Below are 13,886 nucleotides of genomic sequence, written 5' to 3' on the forward strand. Positions count from 1 at the left end.
CCTATGGACCTAGAGTCGAGAAAGTACGCTTTCTCCTCGCCTTGTTGTTAACGTGCCTTGGTCGGCGAATATCGATAAGCGGCGATATATTATGGGCTATTATCTATCAAAGAAAGCGATAGGACTGTTACATAACGTAAACGCTTCCCAATCTCGACCAGAGGGGAATGGCAATGGCGTTGCAGTGGTGTGCGAAAGAGCGCTAGAAAAGAGAGAGCAGCGACTAAAAAAGCGCTTTTCAGGAGAAGCTGAAAAGCGCTTTTTCTTTTTAGTGGGTCATCGCTTAGCCATATGGCGTTGTATTCTAAAAAATTACCCCATTACCGAAAGAAGTACCAAACAACACTGTGTTCTGAGCCCATGCTCCAAAGCAGTACAATACCCGCTAATACGGCTTCTAATACCAAAATGCCAATACCTAAGGTGGAACTGGAAAGGATAAAGCCTTCTTTATGACTGATTCCCAAGAAACTGGGTGTTCCCTTGTACAGTAAGTACGCTGTATAGCAAATGCCTACCACACAGGCGAGGGTACATAGCCAAATAATTGGATAAACCGCGAAAATGCCGCTTAAGAACAAAGGCGTCGCAATGTAGCCAGCAAAGACAATACACTCATGTCGACTAGGTCGGCTCGGGTATTGTTTCGCCATTCTATGAATGAGACTGCCCACAACGGCCACCGCCGCTAAGATAAGAAGGTAGAACAAGACACCAAGGCTTAAGCCATTGAGCATGGAGACCTTGATGGTATCGTTACCACCAAATGTCCAGCCAAATTGGGTGGTACCAATAAAGGTACTTACTACGGGAATGGCCGCTAATAACAGTACATGGTGCATATATAAATGGCTGACGCTTTCATGTTCCTTATTAATGGTCCGCCATTCTTGTTCCGGATGATGAATTAAACCCCAAACGTGATTGATCATAGATTTCCCCTCGTTTTTCAAAAAAACAATTGAATTTGGAAACAACGTATCGACACTGTTTGACACGGAACCACTGCTCAGCTTTTCGCGTGTTCTACTACACAGTATAGATGTCTACGAGTACACGACAGTGTTGGGTCATATAGTTTTTTTATAATAAATACGCTCTTAAACACTTATTGTGATTAAAAAATGCACAAAAATGATAAACTTTATTCAAATCAATTAGCTATAAATAAAGCTTATATTTAGAAGAGAAACGCTAAGAAGAGTAAAAACAAACGTGCCCTTGGGCCAATGCCCTAAATGGACATTGGCCCAAGATGAGAGGGACAGCTAGACAGCTAGTTATCATCCGCCTTACATTGGTAGTTTTCTGGCATTTTCACGGTAAAACCCTGATCCATCGGATTGGTAAAACTGGTTTTTGCCACCGCTTCTTTGGCTAAAAAGGCAAACACCTTCCATTTCGAACAGGTTTCATTTTCAAGAGTACTGCTTGATACCAGCACTGGCGCGCCTTTGCTGTCTTTGATATTAAAATCAAAGGTATACACACTGACCATTGCCGTGACCTTTCTGTAGCCAGTCACACGGGTGACGGTTCGCTCTGTTCTGACACAGTTGACTTCCTGATTGGAGCCCTTGGGCTTGCTACAGGTGGTGTAATAGCCATCGTTTACATCATTAAAAATCGGAACAGACAGATCCTTCTTCTTCTCAGACGAGAGGAAATTGATGGTCAAAATATAATTTGGGTGCTTGTAATCCGTGGAAACATTTTTATAACCCAATGCGTTGAAAGAGGCGATAACATTGGAAATATAGCGCTTATTGGTTAATTCATCGCCTTTTGGATCTCCTTGAATTTTGATTTTGGCGGTTTTGGCAATGCGCACGTCAGGGTCAACATTGCTCACATGATGGCCTTGCATGATCTCAGAAGTGGAGCAGCCTGTTAACAAGACGCTGAGCAAAACCGTAGTGATAAAAAATCTCACGTTTACATCCTCTATAAAGTCGTTATTTCGATTCGCTATTGTGTCATGAGAGCATAATTCAATCACAAATCCGAGTAATAGTTACCCTCTTACAATGTTATGACTAATTGTTGAAAGTAAATGACCCATTATTGTCAAAATAATGGCGATTGCTCGCGCTCAAAAAAGCCATATATGAGTGCGACGCAGCACCATACCATTTTTTGGTCTAGATGAACGCTCTCAGATGAACTCTCTCAAGTGCCACGTTATCTCTGAGTATTTGACGCCACTAGAGCACTCATTCATCAAGCGACTGCATAGGACTAATGGGCTGTTTGGTAATGATGGTGCCACAGCCATTTTGAAATGTCACAAAGGCGTGTATCAGTCGGTGAGAGTCCGGCTCTTCAATCATTGGGGTGAGTGAAATAAGGGCATTGGCGATTTTGCCAAAGGTTTCTAAGTCGACACCAAAACGCTCTTTTAGCGGGGTGTCATAATCTTCGCCATTATCGATCAAGGTATCAGTTTGATCTGCTGTGAGTCCGAGAGCGTACTCGGCGAGTCGTTGTATTCCTAACCTATCCATTTTTGTGTCCTTCCATTGTGTTCAGGTCGTTAGCCTTCTGCTGTCCTTTTTTTTCTACAGGTTTATTTTGGCATCAACCCTACTGTATTCGGCAATTTTTGTTAATGTTTTAGACGATTCTTTTGGTCGAGTTTTATTCAACTACTTGGTTTCCACGTACAATGACACCATAGCGTGCTTTTAGCCCCTCATTAAATATCTGGCGAGCAATTTCTGCAATACCGAGGTTTTCTTCTTCCGAGAGCTCCAAAAGCTTGGTTTTCACCGATTCACTGTGTCGAAAACTGATCTGTTCTGAGACGCGATTTGGCCTTTTTTGTAGTGCTTGTTTCTTTGTTGGTTCTTGCATCCTCTTTCTCCTGATATACTTTGGTTTCAAATGAGGTCAAACAATGACAAAGCAAATTTTAACACCTAAAAAATGGATAGGAAAGAAAAAAGAGGGTGAAATCTATCGATTTCAATTGCTTCTGGCTGAGTTAAATTTAAAACCTGAGGATATTCAAAAAGATACAGGCGTCACAGTAAGAACGATCACAAACAGTATTTATGAAAAAAAACCATTAGGTGCGAAACTGCTGCGTGAAATCCACGCAAAATATGGTGTTTCGATTGATTGGTTGCTTAGCGGAAAAGGGCAAATGTTCGCGTCTGCAGATGATTCCGCTACCTCCGCTGTACGCGAGCCGAACGGCGAATACGGTAGTGACCCACGCTTTGAACGTATCATGACATTGGTTCGTGACTTTATGGCAAACGCCGATGACGACGAAAAAGCCTGGTTGGAAACACAAGTCAAACTCAACATAGCCCAGTACCAACAACACCTTAAAAGCGTACCTGACGAAAACTAAAACACCTTCTAAAAGGTGTTTTAGCCTCCTATACCGAAAATTCTTATCTCCTGAACCTAATCAGCCAACTGCTTTTGCTTTGAAGCGAATTATAAAACTATGGGACGACATACTCAGCTACTTCTTACTAGACGGTAGGCGCCTTAGAAAGCAAGCTGTTGATGATTGCTGAGCGAGAGAAGATACCACCTCAAAAAAGATAGCGTTAAATTCTTCAGGGCAATAAAAAAGCCACCCGAAGGTGGCCTTACATTCTTTGGTGCCTCTAGTGTGCACCGAGCTGAGTTTAAAAAGTGCAAACCCTTTTAAACACAACCACTTAAGTGGTGGAGGTGGGGGGGATCGAACCCCCGTCCGCCAGTCCTCTGCCATCGGCTCTACATGCTTAGTCGCTTCTATTATTTGACCACAAACCGCCCGAAGGACAGGGTGTTTATGGCGAGCCTACTTAGTCTTAGAACCTTATCCCTAGGCGGGGCATCGGTTAGCATCTTGTAATTTATGATACTGCGGAATCTCGGGCTACAAGCAACCTGAGGGCAGCACACTAGCAGGGGTTTAGGCTGCTAAAGCGTAGTTTTTGTCGTTTGCGACTATATAATTGATGCGGGGGATTTACGAGATCACGCATCACTCTCGACATGCACCTCAGGGTTTGCAACCAGCGTCGAAACCATGTCACCCCCTAAAGTTGACGCTATTCTAACTGAAACCGTTTCCCACGGCTAGGGGTGAGAGGGAATCTGCGTATTTAAAGTGGCCTTTATAACGCATTTCCACCTCATTTGATTCATATGTTGTGGTTAGACACTGTGTTTCATTAAACGCTCTTTATCACGGGCCCAATCGCGGTCACGTTCTGTGTCACGTTTGTCGTGGTCTTTTTTACCAGTCACAAGGGCCACTTCGCATTTGATTTTATTGCCTTTCCAGTAGAGCGCCATGGCCGCACAGGTTTTGCCTTTTTGTTCGGTCACTTGGATAATACGATCAATTTCGTTGCGATTCAGGAGCAGTTTCCTTTGGCGCAAGGGTTCGCACACCACGTGTGTCGAGGCGGCAAGTAATGGCGTAATGCGCGCACCAATAAGCCAGGCTTCGTTTTGGTGGATAATGACATAGGAGTCAACCAGTTGCGCCTTGCCTTCGCGAAGACTTTTGACTTCCCAGCCAGCAAGGGCTAGGCCTGCTTCGAATTTTTGGTCTACGAAGTAGTCGTGCTTGGCTCGTTTGTTGAGCGCAATGGTTCCAGAACTGTTTGATTTTTTCTTTGCTTTACTCATAGTCGGAAATTATACGATCGATAGACGTAAAAACCTATGCTTTTCTTGAGGTATGCGTCTTAATGTAAGAAAATTCGCTTGTAATAAATACTGGGGAAGAGTCAAAGACGCTTCCTAGCCATGACGGTTTGGCTTTTTGACGATTCTGCCAATTTCTGTCGTCCATTCATTCAAGCTACTTTGATGTAGCAAGAGCGTAAATTTATGCCTGAAAGTCGAAGTTTACAAGGTATATGGTCGAGTCCTTGGATATTTATTTTTGCGGCAAGCGGATCTGCTGTGGGTTTAGGGAACATTTGGCGATTTCCTTATTTACTAGGCGAAAACGGCGGCGGAGCGTTTTTGTTTGTTTATTGTGCCTGTTTGTTATTGGTTGGTTTGCCGATTTTAATGGCGGAGGTAGCATTAGGGCGGACAGTTCGTTCTAATCCGATTGATACGGTAAATGATTTAAGTGAGCGCCGTCTTATTCATTCAGCTTGGGTGTTAGTTCCTTGGTTGGCAGGGGTGACGGGCTTTCTGATTCTGACCTTTTACAGCGTGATCGCGGGTTGGTCGATGGCCTATGTTGAGCGTGCGGTGTCTGGTCAGTTTGTGCGTATTTCAGAGTCAGGCGCTCAGAGTATGTATGACGCACTGTTATCCTCTCCTGGGGAAATGCTGCTATGGCATACTCTGTTTATGCTGTTGGTGGTGGTCGTTGTGGGGCAGTCGGTGACGCGTGGTTTGGCTGCCTTAGTGCGTATTTTATTGCCTGTATTGATCGTGGTATTGCTCATGCTGGCAGGGTTTGCTTTGTATAAAGGCAATGCATGGGAAGCGGTTCAGTTTTTATTTCGCTGGTCATGGCAAGACATTACGCTAAAGGTGGTGACGGCGGCGATTGGGCAGGCATTGTTTAGCTTAAGTGTGGGCATGGGGGCTATGTTTGCTTATGGTGCCTACATGAGTAAGCGTATGTCGATTGCCAGTGCGTGTTCGACGGTGGCCTTGATTGATCTGGCCGTTTCTTTATTAGCGGGGTTGATCATTTTTCCGTTGGCCTTTGCCTTTCATATCAATGTGCAATCGGGGCCGAGTTTGACCTTTGTGTCTTTGCCAATCATTTTTGGCAGTTTGCCTGCGGGTCGTGAAGTGGGGGGCTTTTTCTTTTTGCTGCTGACGATTACGGCTTTAACCTCGGCGATTTCAATGCTGGAATTGTTCGTCGCATGGTTGCACGAGAAGTATTATATCGCCCGTATGAAAGCCGCCCTTTTGTTGGGGTTCTTGGTTTGGTTGGTCGGCATTGCTGTTTTATTGTCGTTTAATCATTGGGACAGTAAATTGCTGTACCATTTAAATTTCTTCGAGATTCTCGATAAGTTAACTTCCCAGATTTTGTTGCCTTTGGGGGCAATGTTATTGTCAGTTTTAGTCGCATGGTTTTTGCCCCGTTCGGTTTTGCAGAACGAAATGGTGGCAAAGAAAAGTATGTGTTTTCAATGGTGGTACTGCACCTTGAAGTACGTCAGTATTCCTGTATTGGTGTTGGTCACTTTTGCGGGTTGGATAGGAGTCTGATTTGAGTCGTATAGAGCGCTTTGCGCATGTTGAGTACAGTTGCAAGCAAATGTTTGATTTGGTGAATGATATTAATGGTTATCCGGAGTTTTTGCCGGGGTGTATGAATTCGACACTGATTTCAAAAACGCCAACGGAAATCGTGGCTTCGTTGGAAGTGGGCAAAGGGCCTGTCCGTCAGTCTTTTACGACGAAAAATCATTTGCATGAGCCAAATGAAATCGTGATGGGGTTAGTGAAAGGCCCGTTTAAAAAGTTACATGGGGTGTGGTCATTTACAGAGTTGTCCCCCACGAGTTGTAAAATCGCCTTGAGTATCGACTTTGAATTAAGTGGTATGCTCAAGTTTGCCTTTGGTGGTGTTTTCAGTCAGATTGCCAACACCATGGTGGATGCATTTAGTAAGCGAGCGAAGGTTGTTTACGGTGAATAAAATTCATGTTGAGGTGGCCTACGCGTTGCCCGAGAAGCAAAAAATTATCGCTTTGGATGTTGAAGAAGGGTGTTCTGTTAGAGAAGCGGTGCGTCGTTCGAATATTACGAACTTTTTTCCTGACTTGGATATTGAGAATGCGAAGCTGGGGATTTTTGGCAAAGCGGTTCGTAACGCCGATGATCAAGCGCTAAAAGAGGGAGAGCGTGTAGAGATTTATCGCGAACTCAAAGTTGACCCTAAACAAGCTAGAGCCAACCGAGCCGCGAAAAAAAGCTAATCGTTTTGGATTTTGGCTAACGTACCATCTTTAAAAATGAGCGTTAGCTTAGGCGCAGCACTTTTGGGTGTATCCGGTGTTGCGTATTTGGTGGTGTACAAGTAATGCCATATATCAGGTTTGAACGTATCGCGAACCAATGGCGTACCAAGGAGGTAAAGTACTTGGGACTGTGTCATACCCACTTTAAGTTGGGTCAACTGATCCTTTGTGACTATGTTGCCTTGCGATACGGGCACTTTATATGGCGGTGGAAATAAACTGCATGCGCTGAGTGAAAATAAGGCGCATATAACTAAAATTGATTTTTTCATTGATAACATCCTAATTCGGGTGTGCTAATGATAAAGTAATTATTAACAAGATCGAATAGAGAATGCCTCATGACCAGTGAAAATCAAGAACTAAAAAAAGTTGGACTCAAAGTAACCTTGCCTAGAGTCAAAATTTTACAAATTTTGGAGAATGCTGGAGAGCATCATTTAAGTGCAGATGATGTTTACCGTACTCTGCTAGATCATGGTGAAGACGTGGGCCTTGCCACGGTATACCGTGTTCTAACGCAGTTTGAAACCGCAGGTTTGGTGATGCGTCATCACTTCGAAGCGGGCACGGCTGTGTTTGAATTGGCGAAAGGGGATCATCACGATCACATGATTTGCCTAGAAACGGGCAAAGTCATTGAATTTGTTGACCCTGTTATTGAGAAGCGCCAACATGAAATTGCCGAAGAGTATGGCTATGATATCGAAGATCACAGCTTGATTATCTACGTTCGCCCTAAGAAAAAATAAACGGCGCCTGCGTTTTCTGGCTGTTCTATGGATGGGACATGAGGTTGTAGCAAAAAAATGTGGTAGTGGGCTGTTTTAAAGCGCGTAGTACGATATTTAAAGGCCAACCAAGGAGTAAGACTACCTTGGCTGGCCTTTTTCGTTATTGCAGTTGAACATTGCCCAGCATTTCTCTTGCATGGGCGAGGGTTTGTTCGGTTAGTTCTAATCCGCCCAGCAAACGGGCAATTTCTTGAGTGCGGTCCTGATCTTTTAGTGGTGAGACTTGTGATGAGGTTGCATCGTCTGCCACTTTTTTGCTGACGCGTAGGTGTTGGTTGCCTTGCGCGGCTACTTGCGCTAAGTGGGTGACGCAGAAAACTTGTCCGCGTTGTCCAACAGAACGCAACATACGACCGACCACTTCGGCAATGCCACCACTGATCCCCACATCGACTTCGTCAAAGACCAGCGTCGGAATGATGGAGGTATGGGCAGTAACGACTTGAATCCCCAAACTAATACGTGATAGCTCACCGCCTGATGCGACTTTACGTAGTGGCTGAGCGGGTTGTCCTGGGTTAGAGGCAATCATGTATTCGATTTCTTCAAAGCCATGGGCCGTCACTTGATTCAGTGGCTGACAATCAATAAAGAAACGCGCATGGGGCATGCCAAGGCCGTGTATTTGCTCTTCCACTTGTTTGGCTAACTTGTCTTTGGCAGCAATGCGTTTTTCGGTCAGCGTGGTTGCCAGCGCCGTGAGTGACTCATAAGCGCGCTCTTCTTTTTCTTTAAGATGGTCAAGGCTTTCTTCTCCACCTTGCAATGTTGCAAGTTCGGCGTCTACAGACGTTCGTAGTGCGATCAAGGCCTCAGGTAATACCCGATGCTTGCGTGCCGTGTCATATATATCAGACAAGCGCTGTTCGATGTCACTGAGCCGTTCAGGGTCTTGTTCTAAGGTATCTTGGTAGTGATGGAGGCTATCTGCGGCTTCCTGAGCTTGAATCAAGGCCGCGTTCATCATCTCCAGTGCGTCTTCTAGCGCTTTTGTGGCCGGACGAATTTGGCCAGCACTGTTGAGTGCCTGGTTCAGCAAAGAGCAAACGTTACCTTCGTCGCTGTCCACTAAAATCCCACTGGCTTGATAGGCCTTGTATTGGGAGTCGGCGATATTCGACAGAAATGCCTGCTCGTTTTCCAACGCCTCGATCTCGCCTTCTTTTAAATCCAGTTGTTCTAGCTCTTGAGACTGATAAGACAATAACTGAATTTTCGCATCCTGCTCAGCCGAGCGGTTTTGTAATAAAGAAAGTTCCTCTTTAAGTTGGCGCCATGTGCTGTATTGCTGGCTCACTTGCTTAGCAAGCTCGGTAAGCTGACCGTACTCGTCTAACTGCTTGCGCTGTGCGCTTTTCTTTAATAGCGACTGATGCTCATGCTGACCATGAATATCGACCAAATAACTGCCGACCTCTTTTAAATCACCAAGGGTGCAAGGACGGCCATTGATGTAGGCTTTAGAGCGACCTTCTTTGCTGATCACTCGGCGTAGAATACAGTGTTGATCGTGCTCTAAATCTCTTTCTTCCAGCCATTCATAAACATGTGGGTATTCTGTAATGTCAAAGGTTGCGGAAATATCCGCTTTCTTTTCCCCGTGGCGCACGACGGCCGCATCGGTTCTATCGCCCAAACACAACGACAACGCATCCACCATGATGGATTTCCCAGCACCTGTTTCGCCAGAAATCACCGTCATGCCTTTTTTAAACTCCAACTCAAGAGACTCAACAATAGCAAAATTGGAAATAGCGATGCTTGTTAGCATAGTCGGCTCCACAAAAGGAAAATATTTATATGGTTATTTATACAGTATTTGTTTGTTTTTTGACAAGTAGGCAGGGATTTAATTTTTGTAATGATTTGATGAAATTAAAACGAAGACAAACTTTTTAGAGCGAAGACAAAACACAGCTGTGTACTACTAAAACGTTGATTTTAGGCGTTTAAAGTGCTTTGTCTTCGGTAGCAAAATTTGAAGGTGACTAAACAGGGAAGTGTTAAAACTTTTTTAACTTAAAAGAGCCAAAAGCACGCCTGAACTCTTGGCTCTTTTGTATTTTATGTCCAGCTATCAGACAATGCTTCAGCTTGTTCTAGAACTAAGCGTATAGCCTCGTCAGAGCGGTCTGGTGGGTGTTTAAATCGACGTGGTAGACCGCAAGTTATCGGCCAACATTCCTGGTAATCCTTAAAGGCTTTGCGTTTTCGATATAGCAATTCAGTGCAAGATAGGAATTTGGGGAGCAACAATAGACCATTACAAAATCATATAATAAGGGGTACTGATGGGCCGAGTTTGGCACAAAGCCGTCCTAAAGCTGTAACTCATTTTTGCCCCTAAATGAGTTTCAGCCACTCAAATTCGGGATTAGATTTGCTAGGCTCATGTGAATAACCCTACCTTCAAATATTTTGAGTACCTGCTTTGTCTTGTTTATGTTCTTCTAAAGCATTGAAGATGACACAGAGTGATTCATGGCATCTTTCGCAGAGGTCATTGAAGTGGTTTCTAAGTGAACCAAAGTCCTTGATAGCATCTAGTCTGATTTGCTCAGCGGTTTGTCCTGAAATATGTCCCTTGAGGACACTTCTCAGATTATGAGCATCATGCCAAGGAGTAAGGACGCTACGTGCATGTTCTGCATCAAAACCACACCCCAAGAGGCACCATTCAACTAGTTTCAATTCTCTATCTTTATCCGGTGGATTTTGACCAAGCGTCTTCGCTTTAGCTTTCAATTGTTTCTTGACTAAACCTTCGACTAATACCTGATCCAACCTCAAAATCTCCTCTTTCCACTCATCGACAGACTTTGAATAAACAGAGTGGAGGGATTGCTTCACCACACGGTTTTTCATTCTCCACCAAGTTGTTCCTTTGGAATCAAGCTCGTCCAATTTTCGCTTGAGATCTTCAACTGGGTTACAAACTTTAAACCAATTTCCCTTAAAGTCTGTTTCTAAAGATCTCTCTGAAATAGGTGCTTTAGGCTTCTCATTATATTGCTTCCAGTGCAATTGTTCTGAGTATGGCAGTTTCTGTAGATCGCCTAGATAAGTATGGATTTGTCCAGCTTCGTTAATGTCGTAGCTCTTTAAATACCAACCAGCTCTAGATGTAATTGATCTTTCCTCTAAGGTGTATTTATCAGTGTCGGACTTGTATTTGAGAATAACTTCAGCATTGAAGAATGCTGGGCTTAATTCAAAGGCTTTATCTGAGTCTGTAAAGTAATTATCAATAGCGGATGGAGCACATGATATCTCTTCAACACGCTTGTTCTTCCAATCTTGAGCAATGAAAGTGGCATACTGCTGTTCTTCTGAGGTATCGTCTTCCTTATCTTCATGTATCGGCGCAAATGCTTGAACACCTCTAAAGTAGCTAGCGTTAGAGATGACTTTGCGCTTGCCAAACACACCTTGTTCAGCCACGACTTCTTCTGGTGATGAGCCCCAACGAGTGAAGTTTGCATAGTCAATTCTATCAACATCAAATAACCTTACGACCGCTGTTTCGGTTAGATAGCAGTACTCTGCTAATACGCTGAATCTAATCGAAACTACAGTGCCATACTCTTCACCTTCTTTCTCCAACTCATGAATTTTGATGATTTCATCGATATCACCATTTTTATCAAGTTTGCACCAAGAATTCAGTTCATGCATGTAGTGCAGATCCATAACTTGCAAGAACTTTTCAGAGACCTCTATGTAGCTCTCGCCCTCTTACACCGTGAAAAGAACGCTTAAATAGGAGAGGCTCACCTTTGCTAAGAACATTAGGTTTACAACTTTCTAGTGGTGGTTCGACCCACGATTTGTCACGACCACCACCGCTACAAACAGACCATCCACTATTGTTGTAATCCCAAGAAGCCATTTGATGAGGGTCAGATTTAGACAGTTCATTTTTAAGAACAAGGACAGTATTAAGAAGAGTAGTTTTTGCTGATGCATGAAGAATTATGTCATCGTCATTTACATCACTAACCAAAAAATCAACGACATCCTTCTGGGATACCCACTCTGTAAAATCCTCCTTTTTAGAGGGCATTGAAAAAAAATTGATAAGACTTCCAAGACGACAAACATCCATTGCAACAATCCTCATGCAGGGCTTATGATACCAATAACATACTAATCTACTATGCACATATTGAGCGGCTGTTGCAATTAGTGGCCTGATTACAGGTTCAGCAGTTCATATATGAGGACTAAAAATCGGGTTGTTAACCATGAATTTCAATTATCTTGAATCGTTCCCTCTGTCAGAATCCATTTTGCCACATAGACTAAAAGAGTTACTGAAGCCTGTAGGCCTATCTCCTGATTTACGTGTTGAGGTCGCTTGCATGCAGGAGACTGATCTTTTTGGAGAAAATGCAGAACACTTACACCTTCAGATGGCTGTTGTTCCTGAGGATAACGATGGCCCAATTGAAGTCTTGAGGGAGGCAGGTGAAGGTGTTGTGGCTTACTCTGTTCCTTTTGGTGAAGAAAAGGCAGAGTCTGCTCAATTCAGTCCTTCAATCTCTGGGTATGATTACATAGTTGCGGCTTGGGGGGACGCTTCCTTTTACACTTTTAGCCTCGCTGAAAAAGTTTGGATGACTCTTGGTCTCACCCCTCGCTGCATAGGTAATGAAGAACAACGACTCATATATGACGCCCTAAACCTACCAGAGTTTGACGTCGCTGAGGGGGAAGTATCAAGCGAATATCAAGGTCACTTGAAGCGCGACGTATGCTGGAAAATGTCCAATGAATACCTTCGCCGTTATTTGTGGTTGCGTGGCGCTAAAGGCGTGCGGGTTTTTTTCTACGAAGCTCAATTAGAAGACACCCCAGAGTTGCGAGAATCATTGAATGGTAAATCTCATATTGTATTAAAACCAACTGAAGGCCCCCAATGGTATGAGTTAGACCTCCGAGAACACAAAGGAGGGATTCTCCTTCAGCTCTGGGCTTCGGTTGAAGCCGTTTTACCAGAACTGTGCTTGGAGCAAGACGCAGAAACCTTGCTCTGGGCAGATGACAAAGAGCCTATGACACATGCTAGGGCAAATGCGCTTATGGCTAACTACAACGTCTACTTGGATGATCGATTCCTCGAAAAATATGAGCAAAGTAACTTCTATGACACCACACCCATAAACATCTATGGACAGTGGTGGTGTGCACCTTCATATAAAGGCCAGTGGAGCTTTACAGAATGCCAACGAGTTGGGAGAAACTTAATCCGAGTATCGATTCGTGAGCTGTATAAGGCTAAGCCTGATAGAGAAATTGTTCATGCGAATAATTACGAGGTCAAGCCAGAGGTTGTTGAACAATTAGATCTAGACGAGGAGCATATAGCAATAAAGGTACAAAGACTTCTAGGAGGCCTGCTACGTTTGGGAGAAGGGTTATCAGCACTAGGAGAGACTACTGGGCAACTGTATTCCCCTGAAGACCTCACAGGTTTTAGTCGAGAAGAAGTAGACGCTAATGGATGGTTGCATTACCCATCTCTTGTGCGACTAGCTCAGGTCGCACCGCTAGATATGACACAACAGGTATTTTTGGCTCGGTGCAAGAGTCTCCATGAGATTCTTCAAAAAATCCCAAATGGTTTTCTCAAGTCACTTCTTCGCCATGCTGGGTGTCCAAGCGCTGACGTGAAAAACCTAGGAAGTTTAAAGTTGATGCAAAGTCTTTTGAACGTACTCGAATCTTTGAACGAACAGCATGAAACTATTGATTGCTTTACATCAGAAAATGAACCCGAGGGTTGGAAAAAACGCAATGCCACACTAGCGTCGCTGTTCTTGAATAACGACCTTAGGATCGCTGATGCCCATGATGCAGTTAAGAAATGTATTGATACTCTGCAAGACCTTGGGTTTGATACTGCCAGTTTAAGCGTCGGCTATGGAAGAGCTTTTGACTTTGTTATAGATGCTGTCAGTGAATCTATTAGCTGTATTGCCACTCACATTGAGCAACTGCTAGAGCGCGGCGTTTTTCAAGGTAGTTGTCGCCTAAAATAATTAGGCAGCGTCTTTGTGTTGCTCTGGATTTAATTCCACATCACCTATTGGCTGCCAGTTTCTTTCTGCTTTTGACCAACGCTCAGGGCGTT

The 13,886-nt window shown here is 44.0% G+C and carries 15 protein-coding genes and 1 other RNA gene; 6 read left to right on the forward strand and 10 right to left on the reverse strand.

What is annotated here, in order from left to right; all coding sequences use genetic code 11:
• Positions 1-320: 320 nt before the first annotated feature.
• The 4 genes from MSP8886_RS21270 to MSP8886_RS21285 all read right to left on the reverse strand — a co-directional run bounded on the left by MSP8886_RS21270 (position 321) and on the right by MSP8886_RS21285 (position 2,853).
• Positions 321-932 (reverse strand): Yip1 family protein, encoded by a 612-nt coding sequence (locus tag MSP8886_RS21270; RefSeq protein WP_083201088.1) that lies wholly within the window; start codon positions 930-932, stop codon positions 321-323.
• A gap of 344 nt (positions 933-1,276) precedes the next feature.
• The gene (locus MSP8886_RS21275) at positions 1,277-1,933 is read right to left on the reverse strand and encodes a hypothetical protein (protein WP_067020967.1); all 657 of its coding nucleotides are present in this window, start codon (positions 1,931-1,933) and stop codon (positions 1,277-1,279) included.
• 280 nt (positions 1,934-2,213) lie between these two features.
• The gene (locus tag MSP8886_RS21280) at positions 2,214-2,504 is read right to left on the reverse strand and encodes a hypothetical protein (RefSeq protein ID WP_067020970.1); all 291 of its coding nucleotides are present in this window, start codon (positions 2,502-2,504) and stop codon (positions 2,214-2,216) included.
• Positions 2,505-2,637: 133 nt separating this feature from the next.
• Positions 2,638-2,853: a hypothetical protein gene (locus tag MSP8886_RS21285; RefSeq protein WP_067020973.1), complete on the reverse strand. Its 216-nt coding sequence runs from the start codon at positions 2,851-2,853 to the stop codon at positions 2,638-2,640.
• A 43-nt stretch (positions 2,854-2,896) separates the two neighbouring features.
• Here MSP8886_RS21285 and MSP8886_RS21290 point away from each other — a divergent pair, with 43 nt between their 5' ends.
• Positions 2,897-3,358, forward strand: a complete 462-nt coding sequence (locus tag MSP8886_RS21290; RefSeq protein ID WP_067020976.1) for a helix-turn-helix domain-containing protein — start codon at positions 2,897-2,899, stop codon at positions 3,356-3,358.
• Positions 3,359-3,682: 324 nt separating this feature from the next.
• On the opposite strand, the gene ssrA is transcribed toward MSP8886_RS21290, so the two are convergent.
• Positions 3,683-4,044, reverse strand: a transfer-messenger RNA (tmRNA) gene (gene ssrA, locus MSP8886_RS21295).
• Positions 4,045-4,161: 117 nt separating this feature from the next.
• A complete protein-coding gene (smpB, locus tag MSP8886_RS21300; protein WP_067020978.1) occupies positions 4,162-4,641 on the reverse strand; it encodes an SsrA-binding protein SmpB in 480 nt (159 codons plus the stop codon).
• 204 nt (positions 4,642-4,845) lie between these two features.
• Between smpB and MSP8886_RS21305 the strand changes: the two genes are divergently transcribed.
• The 3 genes from MSP8886_RS21305 to MSP8886_RS21315 are packed head-to-tail and all read left to right on the forward strand — an operon-like array spanning position 4,846 to position 6,917.
• A complete protein-coding gene (locus MSP8886_RS21305) occupies positions 4,846-6,204 on the forward strand; it encodes a sodium-dependent transporter (RefSeq protein WP_067020981.1) in 1,359 nt (452 codons plus the stop codon).
• 1 nt (position 6,205) lies between these two features.
• Entirely contained in the window at positions 6,206-6,637 is a 432-nt protein-coding gene (locus tag MSP8886_RS21310) for a type II toxin-antitoxin system RatA family toxin (RefSeq protein ID WP_083201089.1), read from the forward strand.
• Positions 6,597-6,917 (forward strand): RnfH family protein, encoded by a 321-nt coding sequence (locus MSP8886_RS21315; protein WP_067020984.1) that lies wholly within the window; start codon positions 6,597-6,599, stop codon positions 6,915-6,917. Before MSP8886_RS21310 ends, MSP8886_RS21315 begins: the two co-directional genes overlap by 41 nt.
• Here MSP8886_RS21315 and MSP8886_RS21320 read toward each other — a convergent pair.
• The gene (locus MSP8886_RS21320) at positions 6,914-7,231 is read right to left on the reverse strand and encodes an outer membrane protein assembly factor BamE (protein ID WP_067020987.1); all 318 of its coding nucleotides are present in this window, start codon (positions 7,229-7,231) and stop codon (positions 6,914-6,916) included. The genes MSP8886_RS21315 and MSP8886_RS21320 overlap by 4 nt on opposite strands.
• Before the next feature lie 69 nt (positions 7,232-7,300).
• Here MSP8886_RS21320 and fur point away from each other — a divergent pair, with 69 nt between their 5' ends.
• Entirely contained in the window at positions 7,301-7,711 is a 411-nt protein-coding gene (fur, locus tag MSP8886_RS21325; RefSeq protein WP_067020990.1) for a ferric iron uptake transcriptional regulator, read from the forward strand.
• A 142-nt stretch (positions 7,712-7,853) separates the two neighbouring features.
• On the opposite strand, the gene recN is transcribed toward fur, so the two are convergent.
• The 3 genes from recN to MSP8886_RS21340 all read right to left on the reverse strand — a co-directional run bounded on the left by recN (position 7,854) and on the right by MSP8886_RS21340 (position 11,858).
• Complete coding sequence (recN, locus tag MSP8886_RS21330) at positions 7,854-9,524, reverse strand: DNA repair protein RecN (protein ID WP_067020992.1); 1,671 nt, start codon at positions 9,522-9,524, stop codon at positions 7,854-7,856.
• 638 nt (positions 9,525-10,162) lie between these two features.
• The gene (locus MSP8886_RS21335) at positions 10,163-11,428 is read right to left on the reverse strand and encodes a hypothetical protein (protein WP_067020994.1); all 1,266 of its coding nucleotides are present in this window, start codon (positions 11,426-11,428) and stop codon (positions 10,163-10,165) included.
• Between the two features lie 31 nt (positions 11,429-11,459).
• The gene (locus MSP8886_RS21340; protein ID WP_067020997.1) at positions 11,460-11,858 is read right to left on the reverse strand and encodes a hypothetical protein; all 399 of its coding nucleotides are present in this window, start codon (positions 11,856-11,858) and stop codon (positions 11,460-11,462) included.
• A gap of 139 nt (positions 11,859-11,997) precedes the next feature.
• On the opposite strand from MSP8886_RS21340, the gene MSP8886_RS21345 reads away from it, so the two are divergent.
• Entirely contained in the window at positions 11,998-13,794 is a 1,797-nt protein-coding gene (locus MSP8886_RS21345) for a hypothetical protein (protein WP_067020999.1), read from the forward strand.
• Positions 13,795-13,886: the final 92 nt, after the last annotated feature.

The organism is Marinomonas spartinae (assembly GCF_900089775.1).
Lineage (GTDB): Bacteria > Pseudomonadota > Gammaproteobacteria > Pseudomonadales > Marinomonadaceae > Marinomonas > Marinomonas spartinae.